Source organism: Bradyrhizobium sp. WSM1417 (genome assembly GCF_000515415.1).
In the GTDB taxonomy this organism is placed as follows: Bacteria; Pseudomonadota; Alphaproteobacteria; order Rhizobiales; family Xanthobacteraceae; genus Bradyrhizobium.
In genome coordinates this window covers 7343836-7364023 of record NZ_KI911783.1, presented here as the reverse complement: position 1 = coordinate 7364023, position 20188 = coordinate 7343836, and the positions used below count along the sequence as shown (strand labels likewise).

The 20188-nt window shown below is 63.8% G+C and carries 18 protein-coding genes and 1 pseudogene; 8 read left to right on the top strand and 11 right to left on the bottom strand.

Annotated features, from left to right (window positions below):
* Positions 1-56: 56 nt before the first annotated feature.
* Both BRA1417_RS0136035 and BRA1417_RS0136030 read right to left on the bottom strand, forming a co-directional pair.
* A complete protein-coding gene (locus BRA1417_RS0136035) occupies positions 57-1442 on the bottom strand; it encodes an ABC transporter substrate-binding protein (protein WP_027519971.1) in 1386 nt (461 codons plus the stop codon).
* Between the two features lie 209 nt (positions 1443-1651).
* Positions 1652-3580, bottom strand: a complete 1929-nt coding sequence (locus BRA1417_RS0136030; RefSeq protein ID WP_027519970.1) for an AsmA family protein — start codon at positions 3578-3580, stop codon at positions 1652-1654.
* Between the two features lie 289 nt (positions 3581-3869).
* Between BRA1417_RS0136030 and BRA1417_RS0136025 the strand changes: the two genes are divergently transcribed.
* From BRA1417_RS0136025 to BRA1417_RS0136015, 3 genes are read left to right on the top strand one after another with little or no spacing between them, the layout of a single operon-like run.
* On the top strand, positions 3870-4577 hold the full coding sequence (locus BRA1417_RS0136025; RefSeq protein ID WP_007596238.1) for a CoA transferase subunit A: 708 nt from the start codon (positions 3870-3872) through the stop codon (positions 4575-4577).
* An 18-nt stretch (positions 4578-4595) separates the two neighbouring features.
* Positions 4596-5246: a CoA transferase subunit B gene (locus BRA1417_RS0136020; RefSeq protein ID WP_027519969.1), complete on the top strand. Its 651-nt coding sequence runs from the start codon at positions 4596-4598 to the stop codon at positions 5244-5246.
* Positions 5247-5269: 23 nt separating this feature from the next.
* Positions 5270-5905 (top strand): GNAT family N-acetyltransferase, encoded by a 636-nt coding sequence (locus BRA1417_RS0136015; protein WP_027519968.1) that lies wholly within the window; start codon positions 5270-5272, stop codon positions 5903-5905.
* A 43-nt stretch (positions 5906-5948) separates the two neighbouring features.
* Here BRA1417_RS0136015 and BRA1417_RS0136010 read toward each other — a convergent pair whose 3' ends face one another.
* The 3 genes from BRA1417_RS0136010 to BRA1417_RS0136000 form a co-directional block, all read right to left on the bottom strand.
* Positions 5949-6827, bottom strand: coding sequence for an SUMF1/EgtB/PvdO family nonheme iron enzyme (locus BRA1417_RS0136010; RefSeq protein WP_027519967.1), 879 nt, complete (start codon positions 6825-6827; stop codon positions 5949-5951).
* 50 nt (positions 6828-6877) lie between these two features.
* Complete coding sequence (gene nirK, locus BRA1417_RS0136005) at positions 6878-7975, bottom strand: copper-containing nitrite reductase (protein ID WP_027519966.1); 1098 nt, start codon at positions 7973-7975, stop codon at positions 6878-6880.
* A 236-nt stretch (positions 7976-8211) separates the two neighbouring features.
* Positions 8212-8418 carry a hypothetical protein gene (locus BRA1417_RS0136000; protein ID WP_027519965.1) on the bottom strand — a complete coding sequence of 69 codons (207 nt, stop codon included), beginning with the start codon at positions 8416-8418 and terminating at the stop codon, positions 8212-8214.
* Positions 8419-8578: 160 nt separating this feature from the next.
* On the opposite strand from BRA1417_RS0136000, the gene hemN reads away from it, so the two are divergent.
* Positions 8579-9931 carry an oxygen-independent coproporphyrinogen III oxidase gene (gene hemN, locus BRA1417_RS0135995; protein ID WP_027519964.1) on the top strand — a complete coding sequence of 451 codons (1353 nt, stop codon included), beginning with the start codon at positions 8579-8581 and terminating at the stop codon, positions 9929-9931.
* 101 nt (positions 9932-10032) lie between these two features.
* On the top strand, positions 10033-10230 hold the full coding sequence (locus BRA1417_RS0135990; RefSeq protein ID WP_007596228.1) for a DUF1858 domain-containing protein: 198 nt from the start codon (positions 10033-10035) through the stop codon (positions 10228-10230).
* 288 nt (positions 10231-10518) lie between these two features.
* On the opposite strand, the gene BRA1417_RS0135985 is transcribed toward BRA1417_RS0135990, so the two are convergent.
* Positions 10519-11229, bottom strand: a complete 711-nt coding sequence (locus BRA1417_RS0135985; RefSeq protein WP_027519963.1) for a Crp/Fnr family transcriptional regulator — start codon at positions 11227-11229, stop codon at positions 10519-10521.
* A gap of 128 nt (positions 11230-11357) precedes the next feature.
* Between BRA1417_RS0135985 and BRA1417_RS0135980 the strand changes: the two genes are divergently transcribed.
* Complete coding sequence (locus tag BRA1417_RS0135980; protein WP_027519962.1) at positions 11358-12569, top strand: NnrS family protein; 1212 nt, start codon at positions 11358-11360, stop codon at positions 12567-12569.
* A gap of 2 nt (positions 12570-12571) precedes the next feature.
* On the opposite strand, the gene BRA1417_RS0135975 is transcribed toward BRA1417_RS0135980, so the two are convergent.
* A complete protein-coding gene (locus BRA1417_RS0135975; protein WP_027519961.1) occupies positions 12572-13600 on the bottom strand; it encodes an AraC family transcriptional regulator in 1029 nt (342 codons plus the stop codon).
* Between the two features lie 200 nt (positions 13601-13800).
* Here BRA1417_RS0135975 and BRA1417_RS0135970 point away from each other — a divergent pair, with 200 nt between their 5' ends.
* Together BRA1417_RS0135970 and BRA1417_RS0135965 are read left to right on the top strand one after the other, a co-directional pair.
* Entirely contained in the window at positions 13801-14421 is a 621-nt protein-coding gene (locus BRA1417_RS0135970; RefSeq protein ID WP_027519960.1) for a response regulator transcription factor, read from the top strand.
* Between the two features lie 168 nt (positions 14422-14589).
* Positions 14590-16266 (top strand): mucoidy inhibitor MuiA family protein, encoded by a 1677-nt coding sequence (locus tag BRA1417_RS0135965; protein WP_027519959.1) that lies wholly within the window; start codon positions 14590-14592, stop codon positions 16264-16266.
* 168 nt (positions 16267-16434) lie between these two features.
* Here the strand turns inward: BRA1417_RS0135965 and BRA1417_RS0135960 are convergent.
* The 4 genes and pseudogenes from BRA1417_RS0135960 to BRA1417_RS0135945 all read right to left on the bottom strand — a co-directional run.
* Positions 16435-16805 (bottom strand): annotated as a pseudogene (locus BRA1417_RS0135960) (esterase-like activity of phytase family protein); the annotation flags it as partial.
* Positions 16806-16823: 18 nt separating this feature from the next.
* The gene (locus BRA1417_RS0135955; protein WP_027519957.1) at positions 16824-17720 is read right to left on the bottom strand and encodes a carbohydrate ABC transporter permease; all 897 of its coding nucleotides are present in this window, start codon (positions 17718-17720) and stop codon (positions 16824-16826) included.
* Positions 17713-18669 (bottom strand): carbohydrate ABC transporter permease, encoded by a 957-nt coding sequence (locus tag BRA1417_RS0135950; RefSeq protein WP_027519956.1) that lies wholly within the window; start codon positions 18667-18669, stop codon positions 17713-17715. The genes BRA1417_RS0135955 and BRA1417_RS0135950 overlap by 8 nt, the downstream gene beginning before the upstream one ends.
* Before the next feature lie 140 nt (positions 18670-18809).
* Positions 18810-20153 carry an ABC transporter substrate-binding protein gene (locus BRA1417_RS0135945; protein ID WP_027519955.1) on the bottom strand — a complete coding sequence of 448 codons (1344 nt, stop codon included), beginning with the start codon at positions 20151-20153 and terminating at the stop codon, positions 18810-18812.
* Positions 20154-20188: the final 35 nt, after the last annotated feature.

The window sequence follows — 20188 nt, the reverse complement described above, 5'->3', positions numbered from 1 at the left end:
GCGGCCGGTACTGTTCTTATACCTTCACCCGCAGGGCGGGGCGAGGGGATGATGACTTAACCCGCGACCTGCTTGATGCGGGCGATAAGTTCGTCGACGGCCTTGTCGACCGGAACCTTCTCGCTGACCACCCGGTTCATCGCCTTGGCCCACACGTTCTCGTTGTTGAGGATCGTGAACTTCCAGTTCTTGGTGAAGTCGAACGGCGCGGTGCCGCCCGTGAACTGGGCGTAGACCGCCTTGCGGTGCTTGTCGGCCTGCCAGAACGGGCTGGCCTGGCTTTCCTTCGTCACCGGGAACCAGCGGCCGAGCGCGCCTTCGATATAGGGCCGCACGTTCTCTTCCTGGAGCAGGAAGCTGATGAACTGCTTGGCCTCGGCCTTGTTCTTGGCCACGCTGAAGACCAGCCCGGTCTTGACGTCGGAGCGGTAGCGGATGGTCGACCCATCCGGCGCCTTCGGGAAGGACGCCGTGATGATGTCCTGTTCATAGGCCTTCTTGCCGGCGTCGCGCTGCTCTTGCGTGAGCGCCTGGTTCTGCGAGTCCTCGTACCACTTAGCCGCGATCGAGATCGTGAAGTTGTGGGTCATCACGATGGTCTTGTTGTGGAACGCGACGTTGTTGTCCGGATCCTTCCAGGTCGTGGAGGACGGCGGCGTGCAGCCCTTGATGTAGGTGTCGGTGTAGTCCTTCATGGCCTTGATCAGGTTCTCGCGGACCGTGGGATCGTCGACCGTGAGTTTGCCGTCGTCGTCCACCAGCTTGACGTGGTAGGCGTCCATGAAGGTGTAGAATGACTGGAAGGCGTCGGTGGATTCCACGCCCATCGGCTGGCCGACGGCGTAGATGCGCTGGCCGGTGGCTTTACGGATTCCCGGTTGCACCTTGTCGCACCAGAACGTCCAGTAGCCCGCCCAGTCGGTCGGAATGTCGCTCTGCTTGAAGCCGGCCTTCTCCAGCATGTCGTTCCAGATCTGGACGTGCATGCTCTGCTGCTTCAGCGGGAAGCCGTAATACGCTTTCTTCTTGGTGACGTCGTTGTAGAGGATCGATGCATCCAGCGTGTTCTGCACGAACCGGCCCTTGATCGGCTCCATGACATCCGTGAGGTCCTCGAGCTTGCCCTCATAGGCCCACTTGCCCTGCGCCTGCACGTCATAGGAATCGGAATAGGCGACGTCGGGCACGGTGCCGGCATCGAGCGCCGCAACCGTTTTCGGAATCATGTCCTGGATCGCGTACTGCGACAATTCGACCTTGATGCCGGTCTTGGCTTCGAACTTCTTGATCGTCTCGATCAGCGCATCGTCTTCGGAGCGGTAGAAGCCCTTGCCCCACCAGACCGTAATCGTCTTCTGCTGCGCAAATGCGGGTGCAGCGGCTGCAAACAGCCCGGCCGCAGCGACCGCCAGTGATACTGCGCCAATAACCTTGGATTTCACGTTTTTCTCCCTCAAACGGCCGGTGTTTTTAACCGGTCGTATAAAACACTAGCGCATGCCGGTAGTCCGATCTAGCGGCTTGTTGTCAGACATAGGTCGTGGGGGTGTCGGGCGAGAGGAGATGCTTAATGGGCGCATCGATCCAATCGCCGCATCAATGCGCCCTGATCAATTCGCGCCGATCGGCTCATGCCGTATGATCGCGGTCCTTAATTGGACTTCGCGCCTTCCTTGGCGTTCTCCGCCGTCGGCGATTCGGCCGGTGCGGGACGTTTTCCGGTGCCGGTGATGCGCTCGATCGCGGAGCGCACTGCGTCGCCCGGCTTGCGGTCTTTCAGCATGTCGAGCAGCGGCGCAGAGGCCGGCGAGCGGCGGATCAGGCTTTCCGGATCAGGGAAGACCAAGGGGTCGTCCCAGGGGCCCTGCACCACGAAGGGCAATTCGAACCCCGATGAGCTGTTGAGGCTGGCCACGCCCTTCATGTCGTATTCGCGCGCCGGCACCGAGGCGGTGCCGGTCATCGTGATCTTCGCCGCCGGTCCTTCGACGCGGATGTCCTCGGCGGTGGCGACGCCGTCGGAGAACTTCACCGCGATGGTGAGATTGTCGTAAGGGGTGGAGCCGTTGCGGAAATTGCCGCCGCCGGACAGCGGCCGCCGCTCGAGCCGCTTCAGGAGCTGCTCGGCATTGAAGCCCGCGATCGCGCCGTCATGCCCGGTCACGGTGGCGCTGCCGTCGAGCGACTGCACGAGGCCGAACGGGCTCGAGCCGGACGCGAGGAGCGAGACGTTGATGTTGCCGCGCCCGGACAGCTTGTTGATACCGAACAGCTCGGAGGCGCAGGCCTGAAGGTCGACGTCGGTGAACTGGAATTGCGCCTTGATGTCGGCGACGGTGTCGGAGCGCGCGATGCCGAACGAGCCCTTGGCGATGCCGCCATAGACTTGGGCCTCGCCGACCGAGAGCGCCAGCGTGCCGTTGCGCAGATTCGCGCCGATCGCGGTGCGGCCGAGTTTCGACGCCCCGACCGTCAGCTTGGCGGCCGACAGGCGCATGTCGAGGTCGGTGGTCGACAAGGCGTTGAGGTCGAACAGCTGCCTGTTCCAGTCGCGCGCGCCGCTCGCGAGCAGGCGGAAGGTCGAGATATAGGGTGTGAAGTCGAGCGCGTCGGCTGCGAGCGTCGCCTGCAGCGTCTGCCGGCCGTTATTGGCGTAGGTCATCACGCCCTCGGCGGTGTTGCCGTCGAGCTCGACATTGACGTTGGTGAGCGCGATCGAGGCGCCGACGACATTGGCGCGCGCCTTCAGCGCAAAGCGGCCGAAGCCGCCGCTGGCGGGCTGCGGCTGGCCGGTCCAGCGTAGCGCGTTGCGCAAGGACGGGCTGTCGATGGTGAGCGTGCCCTCCATCATCGGGCTGGTGCGGTTGGCGACGCTGCCGTCGAAGGCGAGCTTGAGTGGTGCGCTCGCGATCCGCGCCTTCAACCCCGAGCGCTCGCCGGAGAGGGCGGCGACGAAATCGGAAAAGCTGATCGAGCCATCGACCCGTTCGCCGCGCCAGTCGAACTGTCCGGTCGCGGCGAAGGAGCGCGAGATCGAGGGCCAGGCCAGCGACAGGTCGATATCCTCGAACTTCTCGGTGCCGTGCGTGGCAGCGTCCTCGTAATTGAGCACGCCGTCCTGGATCCGGATCTCGGAGAACGACACTTGATTCTCGGCGCCGGGCTTCATGGTGCGCGCGATGGTCTGGATGAACGGCGTCCAGTTGCTCTCGCCGTCCGGCTTCAGGCTGACATGGATGCGCGGCCGCAGCAGCGTCAGGTCGGCGATCTCGAACCGTTGCAGCAGCAGCGGCAGCAGCCGCAGGTTCGCGGTGAGCACGTCGACATGGAGCGCGGGATCGCTGGTGCCGCCGCCCTTCAGGCCGACGTCATGGAAGGAGATGTAGCTTGCCGGCAGCACCGAAATGTCGATCGCGCCTGCGACATTGACCTCGAGTCCGGTGACGTCGCGGATCTGCGTTTCCACGGCCTTGCGCAACGCGTCGCGATTGATGAGCCATGAGGTCGCGATCAGGGCGATCAGCGCCACGCCGAGCAGCGCCGCGATCGGCGTCCCGAGGCGCTTCATTCCTTGGGCCATGGTCAATGGCATGTCCTGATCGAGTTGGTCGCTGGAGCCAGAAGGCGGGCCGGGAAACCTGCGCGCCCCACGCCCAGGACCTATTGTGTTAAGTGCCGCAACTTGATGGGTTTTCTTGTCGCTTTCAAGGCCGCGGGAACGGTTGCGCCCACGGCTTGGGCAGCTTCTATCACCCACGGGCGGAGCGGAGAACCCCGTATCATTGACGGCTTCGGACGATTTCGCCTAATAATCGCCGCCACTAAGGCGCGACGCCTGCAAGCCGAAGGTTCACTCGAAGGTTATTTGCATGAACAAGGTCTATCCCGACGCCAAGTCGGCTCTCGAGGGCGTTCTGAAAGACGGCATGATGATCATGTCGGGCGGCTTCGGTCTCTGCGGCATCGCCGAGACGCTGTCGGACGCGATCCGCGACTCCGGCGTCAAGGACCTGACGGTGGTCTCGAATAATGCCGGCGTCGACGGCATTGGCCTCAGCCGTCTGCTCGAAACCCGCCAGATCAAGAAGATGATCTCGTCCTATGTCGGCGAAAACAAGCTGTTCGCTCAGCAATTCCTCGCCGGCGAGCTGGAACTCGAATTCAATCCGCAGGGCACGCTGGCCGAGCGCATCCGCGCGGGCGGCGCCGGCATTCCGGCCTTCTACACCAAGACCGGCGTCGGCACCCTGATCGCCGAAGGCAAGGAAGTGAAGGAATTCGACGGACAGAAATACCTGATGGAGCGCGGCCTGTTCGCCGACCTCGCCATCGTCCACGCCTGGAAGGGCGACACCGCAGGTAACCTCATCTACCGCAAGACCGCGCGCAACTTTAACCCAATGATGGCGACGGCCGCCAAGGTCACGGTGGCCGAGGTCGAGCATCTGGTTCCGGCCGGCGAACTCGATCCCGACCACATCCACACGCCCGGTCTTTTCGTCAAGCGCATCGTCGAGGTCGGAACGGCCAAGAAGCGCATCGAATTCCGCAACACCCGCCCGCGCACCGCCGCTTAAGCGTATCAGGAGAACCACATGGCCTGGACCCGTGAACAGATGGCTGCGCGCGCCGCGAAGGAATTGCGTGACGGCTATTATGTCAATCTCGGCATCGGCATCCCGACGCTGGTCTCGAACTACATCCCGGACGGCATGGACGTCAGCCTTCAGAGCGAGAACGGCATGCTCGGCATGGGCCCGTTCCCTTATGAGGGTGAAGAGGACGCCGATCTCATCAACGCCGGCAAGCAGACCGTCAGCGAGCTGCCGTCGACCTCGTATTTCTCGAGCGCGGATTCCTTCGGCATGATCCGTGGCGGCCACATGGATCTGTCGATCCTCGGCGCCATGCAGGTGGCCCAGAACGGCGATCTCGCCAACTGGATGATCCCCGGCAAGATGGTCAAGGGCATGGGCGGCGCGATGGATCTCGTCGCTGGCGTCAAGCGCGTGGTCGTGGTGATGGAGCATTCGGCCAAGGACGGTCCAAAGCTCCTGAAGCAGTGCAATTTGCCGCTGACCGGCGAGCGCGTGGTCGACATGGTCGTGACCGATCTGGCGGTCTTCACGATCGACAAGCACGGCAACGGCGGTATGGCGCTGATCGAGCTCGCCGACGGCGTCTCGCTCGACGAGGTCAAGGCCAAGACCGAAGCCGAATTCCGCATCGCGCTGAAGAACACGTAAGGTTTTCGCGAAAGGGGGCGCGCATGACGATACGGTCTGCGCGTCCCGAAGACGCCGATTTCATCGCACAAACCATCCTGTCATCGCAGCGTGGCTACCGGCAGCGCGGCTGGTTCGACGTCGCGCTCGGCTGGCCTGAAACACAGTGCCGCGATTTCATCGCACGCGTCGCAGTCACCCGCGCAGTGTCGATGTGGCACGTCTCGCAATTTCTGGTCGCGGAGATCGATGGCAAGCCTGCTGCCGCCTTGTGTGCGCTGCCGGCGGCCGGCACGGGACCAGCAGCTTGGCGTGCGATCGAGGACGTCGCCGCCGCGTCCGGGCTCGCCCCGGCAGAGCTGGAGGCCATCCGTCAACGCGCCAGCTACACGCGCGCCTGCTGGGTTCAGGGCGGCGAGGGCGATTGGATGGTCGAGCATGTCGCGACCGATCCCGCATATCGTGGTCGCGGTCTCGTGCAGTCGCTGATCACCCACGCACTGGACAAGGGGCGGGCGGCTGGATTTGCCCGGGCGACAATATCGTTCCTGATCGGCAACGATCCCGCCGAGCGCGCTTATGCCAAGGCCGGCTTTGTCCTTGCCGAGGAGAAGCGCGATCCTGCCTTCGAGGCGATCATCGGTGCGCCGGGCTTTCGCATGTTCGCGCGGGCGACGTGAATTCCCGGTGTCGTGCTGGCGAAGGCCATGACGCTACGATCACTCACGACCTCGCCGCCCACGTCTTGCTCCACCGCGCCGATACGCTGGCGACCCAGGACGTTTCCTCTCGCACCAGGCGGAAGCCGAGATTGGCGGGCGGCACGCCTTGCGCGCAGCCACCGGCGCGGGCGTCGCGAATGAAATCGGTGACATAGGCGCGGTGCGCACCTTCGGCGACACGCACGCCGCAGTTCACGGTCGGTTTGCCGGCATTGCCGGCCGCGTCGATCCGTGAGCGCACGAAGCAGGTCGAGGTCCACTCCCAGACATTGCCGGCGAGATCTTCGATGCCGTGCTCGTTCGAACCGAACTTGCCGAACGCATAGGCCGTCGTGTCGAAGAGGTCGCGTTCTGATTCACGCTCGTAGCGGCCGATCCAGCGCTTCGATGGATCTGCTGCGTCCACCGGAAGGCCGTCATCCCTGAATCTTGAGCCGGCCGCAAACGCCCATTCCGCGTCGCTCGGCAGGCGGTAACCGTGACCGGTCTTGCGCGAGAGCCAACCGGCATAGGCCTCGGCATCGTGCCAGCTCACTTGCACCGCAGGCCGATCGGAGGCGATTGCCACGCCGCGATCAAGCGCGCGGCAAGCGCCTTCCTGTACGCAAATCTGATAGTCGGAAGACGAGACCTGATGCCGCATGATGTGCAGCGGCCTCTCGAAGCGCATCGCGCGCAGCGGCGCTTCCGCCTGCTGCCCGGCGCGCGTGAAATCGCCAGCCTCGCGATAGGACAGGCTGCCCGGCGCGACCCTGACGATGGCGGGCTCCGCCGCCGTGCCGTGGGTCCCGATGTCCGACACCAGCGGCGCCACCGCGATCGGTCCTGCAAGCCCGGCGGCGCAGGCGAGTAGCAGTTTCAGCTTGAATGCGATTAGCATGGTCGTTCCCCAAGAAAAAGGGGCCGGTCATTACCGGCCCCTCATCGCGTCTAGTTGGTGTTGGGGGGCGGGATATCGGCAGGGGCCTTCACCTGCGTCATCAGATCGTCGTTCCACTTGCCTTCGACCTTGAAGTGCGCGGTGGCGCCGAGGTCGGCGGCCTCGATCAGATTGTGCGTGACATAGGCGTAGATGCCGGGCTGCATGAACTTGTACATCGCAGCTCCCGCCGAGCCGCCGCGGATGAACCAGGTCTCGAGCCCGGTCTCCGGCGCGTTGGAGAACTTGCCGGTCTCCCAGACATAATCGCCATGGCCGCCGATCAGATGCGGACGGCTGTCGCGATTGGCCTGCGAATGCACGATCAGCACGTTCTCGCCGACATTGGCGGTGAGCGCATTCTTGCCGGTGAGCGCGCCGACCTTGCCGTTGAACACGACATGGGAGGGGATCAGCTTCTTCATCACCTCTTCGGTGTCGGTGAAGGCTTCGCCCGGCGATTCATAGGACTTGAAATTGCCCTTGTCGTCGCGCGGCACGTACATGTCCTGCTCGCCGACATAGTAGACCTTGTCGTATTTCAGTGCGTGGCCCTTGCCGTCGTTGAGGCCGTCACGCGGTAGCACCATCACGGCGCCGTTCATGCCGGAGACGACGTGCCAGGGGATCATCGGGCCGCCCGGTGCGCAATGGTAGACGAACACGCCGGTCTTGGTCGCCTTCCAGCGCAAGACGACCTGCTCGCCGGGATTGACCAGCGTGAGCGCACCGCCGCCGAGCGCACCGGTCGCGGAATGGAAGTCGATATTGTGCGGCATGGAGTTGGATGCGGGATTGACCAGCGTCGTTTCGACGTAGTCGCCCTCGTGCACGACCATCATCGGACCTGGCATCGAGCCGTTGAAGGTCATCGCCTGGAAGGTGGTGCCCTTCTCGTCGATGACGACCTTCTTCTCCTCGATCGTGAGCGTGAACTCCACGATCTTGGGGCCCTGCTTGGTCGCTTGCTCGTGCGCGTGCACGAACGGCGGAGCGACCAACTCGACCTTCTGGCGCGGCAGTTTGAGATCGTCGGCAGCCAAGGCGGGTGTTGCCAGCATCAAGGCGGTGGCGGCGGCGCTGATCAATGCGGCTCGGCGGGTGAACATCGGAAGCATCCTTCATCTAAAATGGTTTTGATGACGGAATGCAGTGTGCGCCGATCGCGGCAACCGTGTTTGCGCTGCAACAAGCTTTTGCCGTATTCGCCTCCAGTAAAACCCTTAGGAGTTTGTCGAAGATCGCATCGGCGATACCAAAGACGCGATGGCGCCCGACGTCAGCCGCGTCGGCCGCAAATCGTTCGCATATTCAATTGCGTTTATTGTGAATGGATTGTCTTCGACTAGAGCAACTGGATCGCAATCCAGACCGTGCCCCAAACCGCGAGCGACAGCGCGGCGAGAACGGCGGCCGTGATGACCATCACGCGGACCAGGTGGCTGGCGCCAACGGTGGGCGTCGTGGGGACGGGACGAAAATCGTCAAAGCGCGGGATATGGCCGCGAACGCCGGTGAGCCACAGAACGAGATCGAGCGCGAACGACGCCATAACCTGTCTCCAGAGGGCAATCATCACATGTCACCATGGCTCCGATCCGGTGCTCGGACTTTGAGCGAGCGCAAAGTTTCGCACCCGAAAACGGGTAATTTCGTGCCATCCCGGATGCGCCGTCCCACTGCGCAGCATTGATATACGAATGGGTAAGATTATGAGAGCCGATCTTGCGGCGAGTTACGGCGAAGAACGACTGCCGCGCTACACGAGCTACCCGACCGCTCCGCATTTCTCGCCGGCGATCGGCGAGGACGCCTACGCCCGGTGGCTGGCGGAGCTCCCGGCGGCGGCTAGCGCGTCGCTTTATCTGCACGTGCCGTTCTGCCGCGAGATGTGCTGGTATTGCGGCTGCCATACCCAGATCGTCCGTCGAGACGGTCTCATCGCGGCCTATCTGCGTACGCTTCGCAGCGAGATCGCGCAGGTGTCCGAGACGATCGGCCGGCGCATCAAGGTCGAGCACATTCATTTCGGCGGCGGCACGCCGACGATCATGGCGCCGGAGGCTTTTGCCGAGTTGATGGCGGCGATGCGCCAATCGTTCTTCGTGCTGCCGTCGGCCGAGATTGCGGTCGAGATCGATCCCCGCACGCTGACGGCCGACATGGTCGAGGCCATGCGGCTCTCCGGCGTCAATCGCGCGAGCCTGGGCGTGCAGAGCTTCGACCCCGTCGTGCAGCGCGCGATCAACCGTGTGCAGAGCTTTGAGCAGACGGCTTCCGTCGTCGACATGCTCCAGCACGCCGGCATCAACGGGATCAATTTCGATTTGATCTACGGACTGCCGCACCAGACCGTTGCCTCGTGCCTGGATACGGTGCGACGTTCGCTCGAGCTTGGGCCCGACCGCTTCTCGGTGTTCGGCTACGCGCATGTGCCTGCTTTCAAGAAGCACCAGCGCATGATCAACGAGGCCGTGCTGCCCGACGGCCTTGCGCGCCACGACCAGGCCTGCGCGATCGCCAATGCGTTGAAGGAGGCCGGTTACGTGCAGATCGGGCTCGATCATTTCGCGCGGCCGGACGATTCCATGGCTGTGGCCTTCGAGCAACGCACGCTGCGGCGCAATTTTCAGGGCTACACCACCGACAAGGGCGAAGTTCTGCTCGGCTTCGGCGCGAGCGCGATCGGACATCTGCCGCAGGGCTATGTCCAGAACGAGGTGCAGATCGGCGCTTATGCGCAGAGCATCGCCGCGGGCCATTTGGCCACCGCGAAAGGCTATGGGCTCACCGACGACGACCGGCTGCGCGCCGACATCATCGAACGCATCATGTGCGAGTTCAGCGCCGATCTCGGCGACATCTGCGCGCGTCATGGCGCAGAGGCCGGGGCAATGCTGAAATCGGCATCGCGTCTGAAGCCGCTGATTTCCGACGGCGTCGTGAGACTGGATGGCGACCGCATCGCAGTCGCAAAGGACTCCCGCTTTCTCGTGCGCAGCGTCGCAGCCGCGTTCGACGCGCATCTGGATCCCGCGAAGCAGTTGCACAGCCGGGCGGTGTGAGATCACCTTACCGTCATGCCGGAATGACGGGCCAGCTTGCGCTTCGACAAAGAGATTCTCGCCTGCTCCGCTATCGTGGTTTCGGAACGGAGTTGTTGTCCATGCCTTTTGGATCCGACGATCTGGTCGATGACATCATGCGCACGGCGCCGCACACGATCCGCGTGTTTCTCGCCTTCAGGATGGCTTGCGTGGGCTGTCCGATCGCAACCTTTCACACGGTCGATGACGCCTGCCGCGAGCATGGCATCGATCGCGACAAATTCCTCGCCGCATTGTGCGACCGCGTGCCGGCGTGAACCGGTCAGGAATTCGCGCGGGCCGCGCGCGGATTCCCGGGTGAGGGGCGCTTTCGCCGTAAGCGGAAGCACCCTTCACCCCTATTTTTCTTTTTTCACCTCTCCCCGCTTGCGGGGAGAGGTCGGATCGCCCTTGCGATCCGGGTGAGGGGGTACAGGTCTCTCGACGATCTCATACGCGGAGAGAGGGCCCCTCACCATAGCCGATGCTTCGCATCGGCGTTCTAACAACGGCGGCCGAAGGCCGCCTACGCCTCTCCCCGTAAGAACGGGGCGAGGGAGAAAGAGCTAAGCCGCGCCGCTGTCGGGGCTCCGCTCCGCCAGCACAACGATCCCATGGGGATCGCGCAGGATGATGCGCTGGCGGCCGCTCTCGACCAGCCCCTGCTGTTCCCAGCCGCTCAGGATGCGGCTCACGGTGTGCAGCGTGGTGCCGGTCATCTGAGCGATGTCCTGGCGGCTGATCGGGAAATCGATCTCGATGCCGTGGTCGAGCTTCTTGCCGGATTGTTTGGCGAGGCGCAGCAGCGCATGCGCGACGCGCTGCTCGACCTGCTGCGTCGACATTTCCAGGATCCGGGTGTGGCTCTCCTGGAGCCGCGTGCCGACGGTCTGGAGCGTGTTGGCGGCAAGCGAGGGAAATCGCTCGACCAGTCGCGGCCATGCCGAGGTCGGCCAGACCAAGGCGACGCTGTCGTCGACCGCGATCGCCGTGGCCGGATAGCGTGCGGCCCCGATCGCCATTGCCAGACCGAACGTTTCGCCCGGCGCGACATAGCGCACCACGATCTGCTCGCCGGTCGGTGTGGTCTTGGCCGCGCGAACATGGCCGTGCAGCAGCAGGAAGAAGGATTGCGCGTCCGCGCCCTGCTCGAAAATGGCGCTGTTCTTGGGATAGCGCACTGAGCGGGCTTCGCGCAGGATCTCCTCGAGGTCCTCCGGTTTGACACCCCCAAACAGCGGCAAATGCGCAACCAGCGATGTGTCGACCTTGGCCATTCTGCCTCCTTGGCGCTGGAAGTGTGATGACACCTGCAATCGTCAGGGTGTTTGCGCTAGCTCAAAAGGGGGCCGGCCGGACGGCAGTATTTTTCCAGGCGACGATTTGTATCGACTGGAGTTGACCCATGGCTGGCGTCCGATCCCGCAACTTTGAGGGCTGGCCGCTGTTTGCGAACAGCTTTCGGCCGTTTTTCCTGCTCGCCGCCATCCAGGCAGGGCTTTCGATCCTGGCTTGGCTGCCGATGTTCTATGGCGAATTGTCGGTGAGCTCCGCTTTCGCGCCGCGCGACTGGCACGTCCATGAGATGCTCTACGGCTTCCTGCCGGCGGTGATCACGGGATTCCTGTTCACGGCGATCCCGAACTGGACCGGGCGGCTGCCCATCCAGGGGACGTCCTTGGGCGCGCTGGTGGCGGTCTGGCTCGCCGGGCGGATCGCGGTGACGCTGTCCGCGGATATCGGCTGGGCGTTTGCGCTTGCCGTTGATGCCGCCTTCCTGACATTGGTCGTCGCCGCTGCAACGCGCGAGATCATCGCCGGCGGCAACTGGCGCAACCTGCCCGTCGTGGTGCTGGTACTCGTGCTGCTCGCCGGCAATGTCGCCTTCCATCTCGAAGCGCATTATGCGGGTGCGGCCGATGTCAGCATCCGCGTCGGCATCGGCGTGGTCGTTGTGACGATCTCGCTGATCGGCGGCCGCATCATCCCGAGCTTCACCCGAAACTGGCTGGTCAAGTTCAACCCCGGCCGCCTCCCGGTGCCGTTCGGGCGTTTTGACGGTGTGGTGATCGGGTGCAGCGCAATTGCGATCATCGCGTGGATCGTCGCGCCCTTGAGTACGGTTACCGGGGCGGTGATGGCACTGGTGGGTGTGCTGCACCTGGTGCGGCTTGCGCGCTGGGCTGGTGACCGCACCTTCCGCGAGAGGCTGCTCGTAATTCTCCATGTCGGCTATGTCTTCGTGCCGCTCGGCTTCCTCCTGCATGCTTTTGCGGTCTTCGGCGCGTTGCCGCCGAGCGCCGGCATCCATGCCTGGATGGCGGGCGCGGCCGGAACCATGACGCTCGCGGTGATGACTCGTGCAAGTCTCGGCCATACCGGACAGGCGCTGACGGCTTCGCCGGCGACACAAGCCATCTATGCCGCGATCATCGTCGCGGCGCTGGCGCGGGTCGCGGCGGTGGTTTGGCCGGCGCACAGCGATGCGTTGCTCCACCTTGCCGCCTGCGGCTGGATCGTTGCGTTCCTCGGCTTTGCCATCGCGTTCGGCCCGCTGCTCGCCGGCAGCCGTCGCCGCGCACTCGCCATCATGGGCGTCCCCGTCCCGGCCCGCTGAATTCAGGCCGCGGTCGCCGTGGTCGGTGATTCCAATGGCCGGACGCCTTTGCGCCATGCGGTGATGGTGCAGCCGAAGCGGCCGCGGAACCAGCGGGCCATTGCGCTCTGTGCGGAGAAGCCGAGCTGCACGGCGATGTCGGCTAGCGGCCGGCCGGGATCGTCGATCAGCTGGACCACGAGATCGGCGCGCTGCGCGTCGAGGATAGCCGAGAAGCTGGTGCCGGCTTCGGCGAGGTGGCGGTGGATGGTGCGGCGGGTGCAGGCGAGGTGCTCGGCGACGCGCTCGACCGTGCAGTCGCCGCCGGCGAGCAAGAGACGGACGACCTCGTCGACCTTCTCCTCCCAGCTTGCCGGCCGCGTCTCGATTGCCTCGATCCGCTTGCGCAGATAGCTCGCGATCAGCGGATGCGCGCTCGGGATCCGGCGCTCCATTTCGTGTGCCGACAACAGGATCGAATCCTCCTCCGCATTGAAAGTCACACGGCAGCCGTAGAACTCGCGATAGCGCTTGCGGTCGTGCGGCGGTGGATAATGCAGGTGCACTTCCTGGGCCCGCCAATCGCTGCCGAACAGCGACTGGATGATGCGGTGGACGCTGCCGAGCGCCATGTCGATCGACTGGCGCGGCGCGGTCGGCTGTCGGCCGCGCAGGTGCAGCGTAACGGTGACGGTCTGCTTGTCGCGGGTGACGTCCAACTTCATGCCGTCGTGATGGATCGGGATGAAGCGCGAGAAGGCTTCGATGGCTTCACCAACGGTCGCCTGTTCGCGCACGATCAGGCCGACCGCGCCGAAATTGGTCAGCCCGCCGCGCTCGGCAAGCCGCAAGCCGAAATCTTCGGCTCCGGACGCCTCGGCCGACAATTCGAGCAGACGTCGCAGGCTTGTGACCGCAATGGGCGTATCGGGCTTGTCGAGGCAGGCCAGCGGCAGCCTGACCTTGCGCATCATTTGTTTGGGGTCGAGCCCGACCGACCGGGCGACCTCCGGGTAATAGCTCAAGCCTGCGCTACGAATGAGGTCGGTCATCGCCGCGTTCCTGCCGGCCATCCGCAGATGTCCCGAAATGTAAAGTTTGTGTCCCGATCCGTCAAATCCGGGAACCGGGTGGAACATACATAAGTGAAACCGAAGCACGGGCGTGAATGCCGTGCACATGACGGCGCGGCGCGACGAGGCCCCGCTGCTGTCTCGGACCATTTGACCAAAGACATTGCTGGATCGGAATTATGCCGGGGAACATGCTTTCCAAGGGTGAGGTATTCGTCATCGACACCGATGCCGCCTCCCGCGAACAATTGTCCACCGCGCTCCAACAGAGCGCATACAACGTGATCTGCTTCGCCGACGGCGCGTCTCTGCTCTCGGAGGCCAAGGCGCGGATGCCGGCCTGCGTGCTGCTGGAGATGCCGCCCGATCGCTCTGGTCTCGACGTGCTCAAGCGCCTGCGCGAGGAAAACTGCATGGCGCCGGTGCTGGTGACCGCGACAAATGGCAGTATCGCCATGGCGGTCGATGCCATCAGGAGCGGTGCGGCCGACTTCATCGAGAAGCCGTTCCGCACCCGCGACATCGTCGACCGGATCGATGCCGCCATCGACGAGTTCGCACAGCCCGGCTCCAACCGGCAGCGCTGGCTGCCCGGCTGCGAACCCCTGACCGCGCGCGAAGGTGACGTGCTCGAGCATCTCGCCGCCGGCCTGACCAATAAGGAGATCGCCCGGCGCATGCATCTGAGCGCACGGACGGTCGAAGGCTATCGCGCCGGCATCCTGAGGAAGGCGGGCGCCAAGAACGTCACCGATCTGCTCCGGCGCATCTTCGGGCAGGGTTCGTCCGCTCAGGATTAAGGGCTCCGTCGCGGGCCGACGACGCGTTCCGGGCCTTGCTGCCGCCGCGGCGGCGCCCCACGGAAACCCTAATCGAACCAGTTCCTTCCCTGCCGCGTCCAACCATGTTGGCGAGGCATTGGATCGCGCGTCCGGCTGGCGGCGGCGATGACTTGGAGGAGGGACTTGATGCGCATCACCGCAAGATGTCTGGCGACGACGAGCCTGGTTCTGGTGACCACGGCATTCGCGTCGTCGTCATGGGCTGCCGAATTGGACGCCACGTCGGCCATCGATACCGTCACCGTTTACCCCGATGGCGCGACCGTCACCCGAATCATCGCGGTGGACCTGCCGTCTGGCGACTCGACGCTTATTGCCAAGGACTTCCCGCTTGGTCTCGACACCTCCTCGATCCGCGTGGAGGGTGAGGGGGGAGCGAAGCTCACCATCGGCACGATCGATGCCCGAACGCCGCGTGCGGCGCCGGTCAATCTGCCGGAGCTGGACAAGCGCATCGAGGCGCTGACCGACCAGCGCGCCGACCTGCAAGGCGCGATCGACTCGGCCAATGCGCGGCGCAAATTCGCGGAGCATTTCGCGGAAGCGTCGCCCGCGGGGATCGGCGACAAGGGCGAGGCGCGGCCGATTGCCGAATGGCGCACGGCCTTTGCCACCGTCGGCGAGGAAATTGCGAGCGCCGACACCGCCGTTCGCGACGCCACGCGCAAGATGCGCGAGATCGATCGGCAGATCGCCCAGCTCGAAGTCGAGCGCAAGGCCAAGCCGCCGAGCAAGCTCGAAGTCCGCATGGACATCGCCGCGCCGGCAGCAACCAAGGCGACGTTGAGGGTCACCTACAATGTGCGCAATGCGCGCTGGCTGCCGCTCTATGACGCCCGGCTCGACACCGGCGCCAAGGACCGCAAGCCGCAAGTCGAACTGGTCCGCCGCGCCGAGGTCACGCAATCGACCGGCGAGGACTGGTCGAACGTCGCGCTCGGTGTCTCCACGGTCCGCATCGGTCGTGGCGGCAGCGCGCTGGAGCTGAATTCGCTGGTTGCACAATATCCGCAGGTGCCGAGGCCGCGGGCGCTGGGCTCAGTTTCGGATTCAGCAATGCCTGCAGCGGCGCCAATGCAGCAGCGAAAGATGGAAGTTTCCGCGGCCAGGGCGGCCGACGATATCCGCGAGCGCGCCGAAGAACAGCAGGCGGTTGCCGAAATCGGCGATTTCCAGGCCACCTACAAAATTCCCGGCCGCGTCAGCCTTGGCGCCGCCGAGGGCGCCAAGAGCCTGCGCATCGCCTCGATGACCGTGCCCGCCGATCTCATGGTGCGCGCGGCGCCGGTGATGGATCCCACCGCCTTCCTCGAGGCAAGCTTCAAGCAGACCGACGACGCGAGCCTGTTGCCAGGCAAGGTCGCAATCTATCGCGACGGGACTTTCGTCGGCCGCGGCAAGCTCTCGGCTTCGGCCAAGGACGATATCGTGCGGCTCGGCTTCGGCGCCGACGACAAGGTCAGGATCGAGCGCGCGGTGCTCAAGCGCAACGAAGGTTCGGCAGGCCTCCTGGTCACGACGTCGAAGACCGACGAGCGATCGTTCAAGACGACGATCCGCAATGGTCACGACTTCCCGATCAAGGTCGCGATCGAGGATCAGTTGCCGGTCAGCGAGAACGAGGACATCCTCGTCGAGATGCTGCCTGCGACCACGCCGCCGACCGCAAGCAACATTCGCGACCGGCGCGGCGTCCTAGAATGGTCGTTCGACGCCAAGCCCGGCGAGGTCAAGGACATCAATTTCGCCTGGCGCGTTCGCTGGCCGAAGGACAAGAGCATGGTGATCGTGCCGGCGGGTTAGGGAGTCTTCGCCTCTCCCCGCGTGCGGGGAGAACTCGGCGCGAAGCGCCGGGTGAGGGGGACTCTCCGCGAGTCGCACGCTCACCGTCTCCATGGATAGAGCCCCTCACCCCGACCCTCTCCCCGTAAGAACGGGGAGAGGGAGAGGGAGAGGAGAGAGCGTGGCTCACTATGCCTTCAGAAAATCCGCGACGTCGAGCAGCATGAACTCGTCGTCGTCGGCCTTGTTGGGATCGCGGCTGGACGAGAACGGCAGATTGTTGTCGTTGCCGACGATGATGTGGGTGTCGTCGACACGATCGACGTTCTCGATGATGAAGAACTGAAGTCGCCGATGGCATTGCCGTTCTGCTCGAACACATACTGCCTGTAGCGGCCGGTGAATTTTTCCGCGGCGACGTCGAATTCGAGGATGCGCGAGGCTTCCTTGCCGTCGACTTTCTCCCAGTCCTTCTTCTCGGCATCCCACAGCGGGCTCTCGAGCAGGCCGTAGAGGAATTTGCCGTCGTTCGCGGCGGCGAAGCCCTCATAACCTTTGGAGGGAACGAGAGAGTGGAGTTACTCCTTGACCGCGCCCGTCAGCGACGACACGTAGTAATCCACGAAGAGCGAGTAGAAGATCGCAACCGGCAGCGAGCCGAGCAGCGATCCCGCCATCAGCGCACCCCATTGGTAGACGTCGCCGGTGACGAGCTCGGTCAGGATCGCGACCGGCACCGTCTTGTTGGCGCCGCTCTGGATGAAGGCGAGCGCGTAGATGAACTCGTTCCAGGACAACGTGAAGGAGAAGATGCCGGCCGAGATCAGGCCGGGCACCGCCAGCGGTAGCGTGATCCGCCGAAGGATCTGGAGCCTGGTGGCGCCGTCCACCAGCGCACATTCCTCGAGCTCGTAGGGGATCGACTTGAAATAGCCGATCAGGAGCCAGGTGCAGAACGGCACCAGGAAGGTCGGATAGACCAGAATCAGGGCAAGCGGGCTGTCGAACAAGCCGAACTGCACGACCACAGTCGCAAGCGGAATGAACAGGATCGACGGCGGCACGAGATAGGCAAGATAGATGCCGAGGCCGACATAGGGACTGCCGCGGAAGCGCAGGCGCTCGATCGCATAGGCGGCCAGCGTGCTCGCGATCAGCGACAGCGTGGTCGCGCCGACCGCAACCAGCATCGTCGTCCATAGCCAGCGCGGATAGGCGGTATTGAACAAGAGATGCTTGATGTGCGCCAGCGTTGGCGAGGAGATCCAGAACGGATTGTGTTCCTTGTAGTTCATCAGCTCGGCGTTCGGCTTGAACGACGTGATCGCCATCCAGTAGAACGGAAACAGGAGGATCAGCACGAAGCAGCCGAGCGGCAGGTAGATCATCATCAGCCGCCGCAGCCCGGAATCCCAGGCCATGGTGTCCGGCGGTGTGGTGGCGACGGCGGCCGGCTGGGCGGTGGTATCAGTCATTGCTCTCTCCCTGCTGCCATTTGCGGCGCGCCAGGCCGAAATAAGAGAACAGTGTCGCGAACACGAGGAACGGGATCATCGACACCGCGATCGCCGCACCCTCGCCGAGCTCGCCACCGGCAATGCCGCGCTGGAAGGCCAGCGTTGCCAGCAAATGGGTCGAGTTGCCGGGACCGCCACGGGTGATGGCGTAGACCAGCTGGAAGTCGGTGAAGGTGAAGATGATCGAGAAGGTCATGACGATGGCGAGGATCGGCATCATCATCGGGAAGGTGATGTAACGGAATCGCTGCCAGGCGCTGGCGCCGTCGAGCATTGCGGCTTCGTAGAGCGAGGGCGAAATGGTCTGCAGGCCCGCCAGCAACGAGATCGCGACGAAGGGAATGCCGCGCCAGATGTTGGCGGCGATCAGCGAGAAGCGCGCCGGCCAGGGTGAGCCGAGGAAGTCGATATTGGTGGTGCGCCAGTGCAGCACGTCGACCAGCAGGTAGGAGATGATCGAAAACTGCGGATCGTAGATCCACCAGAACGCCAGCGCCGAGAGCACCGTCGGCACGATCCAGGGCATCAGGATGATCGCACGCAACAGGCTCTTGAACGGAAAATGGTTGTTGAGCAGCAGTGCCAGCCAGAAGCCCAGCGCGAACTTCCCGAAGGTCGCGATCCCCGTGTAGACCACGCTGTAGAACACCGCGTTCCACCACAGGGAATCGGTGAGCAGATACTGGAAGTTCTCCAGACCGACGAAGACGCCTTTTCTGCCGATCGTGGTGTCGGTGAAGGCGAGCCAGATGCCGAGGCCGAGCGGATAGGTCAGGAACACCGTGAGCAGCCCGATCGCGGGTGCGAGGCACATCACGATCAGGAACGGCTTGTAGTCGAACAGGCGCACCAGCCAGGAGGGCTGCCGTCGTGCGAGGGCGAGAGTGGGAAGTGTGGTCACGGACATCGGTCAGGCGTCCTGTTTTAGGCTGTCACCACATCCGTCATTGCGAGCGAAGCGAAGCAATCCAGTCTGTCTCCGCAGTTACAGTCTGGATTGCTTCGTCGCTTCGCTCCTCGCAATGACGGTCGCTTTATCGTCCAGCGTTACTTCTGCCGCCGGAAGTACCGCTTGCAGCGCTGCTCGGCTTCCGCGGCCGCGGCTTCCGGTGTGGCAGCGCCCGTCGCGACGGATGCGAACATCTGAATCAGCACGTAGTCGGCGGTGACCGCTCCGCTCGCGGTCGAGATCGGTCCCTTATAACCGCTGTAGTAAGTGCTATTCATCGTGTTCTTGAAGATCGATACCTTGGGGTCCTGCGCCCACACCGCGGCATCGGCATAAGCCGCGAGCGGCTGCGACCAGTAGCCGGAATTGGCGTTGAGCCACGGCTCGTACTGGTCCTTTTCCAGCATGTATTGCAGGAAGGCCTTTGCGGCGTTTGGATACTGGCTGTGTTTGAACACCATGGCATTGAGCGTGAGTCCATCCATCGGAGAGACCTTGGCGAGGCCCTTGGGCAGCAGCTGATGCTCACTATCATCCGCGATCGCCTTGGTCGCCGGATCGTTCTTTAGTGAGAAGTACAGCGAGACGCCGTTGGCAGTCAGCCCGATCTCCTGCGCGGAATAGGCGCGATTGTTCGACACGTCATTCCATGACGTCGTGCCCGCGATGAAGGTCGGGTAGAGCTGCTTGACCCAGTTCAGCGCTGCGATGGTCTCCTTGCTGTTGATTGTGACGTTGCCGTCTTCGTCGAGCAGCGCCGCGTTGTGCGACCACAAAGACCAGTTCGCGAAACCAGTGCCGTCACCTCTGGCATTGCCGAGCGCGAAGCCTGCCGGCTTGCCGGCCTTCTGGAGCTTCTGGCAGAGGTCGAGGATTCCGGCATGGTCGTCCGGCACCTTGTCGAAGCCGACCGATTGCAGGATCGACTTGCGGTAGATCAGCGGACCCGCGGTGGCGCCGAACGGCAGTCCGATCCAGGCGTCGCTCTTGTTCTTCTTGCCGTAGCGCTGCGCCAGCGGCAGCCAGCCGCCGTAACGCTTGCCGACATAGTCGGCGACGTCGGTCAGCTCGATCAGCTTGTCGATATAGATGTGCGGCGCATCGGAGAAGCCGATGATGATGTCGGGGCCGGCGCCGGAATTCGCGGTCACCGCGGTCTGCTGGTTGATGTCCTCCCAGCCGACGAAGTCGACCTTGACCTCCACGCCCGTTTCCTTGGTGAATTTAGCCGCATTGGCGCGGAACACGTCCTCGTCGGTCTGGACGAAACGTACCGGTCGCAGCATGCGCAGGGATGCGCCTTTCTCGATCGGCAGTTTCGGTGTGGGGACGTCCGCGGCCTTGATCGCGGATTGGGCATTTGCCGGAGCACCGGTTGCTGCGATTGCCGCAGCGGACATGCCCAGCGCCAAGGCATCACGACGTGTGATGTCGTTCCTCATCGGTTCCTCCCTATGTGTTTCCCGTCCCGGCGTTG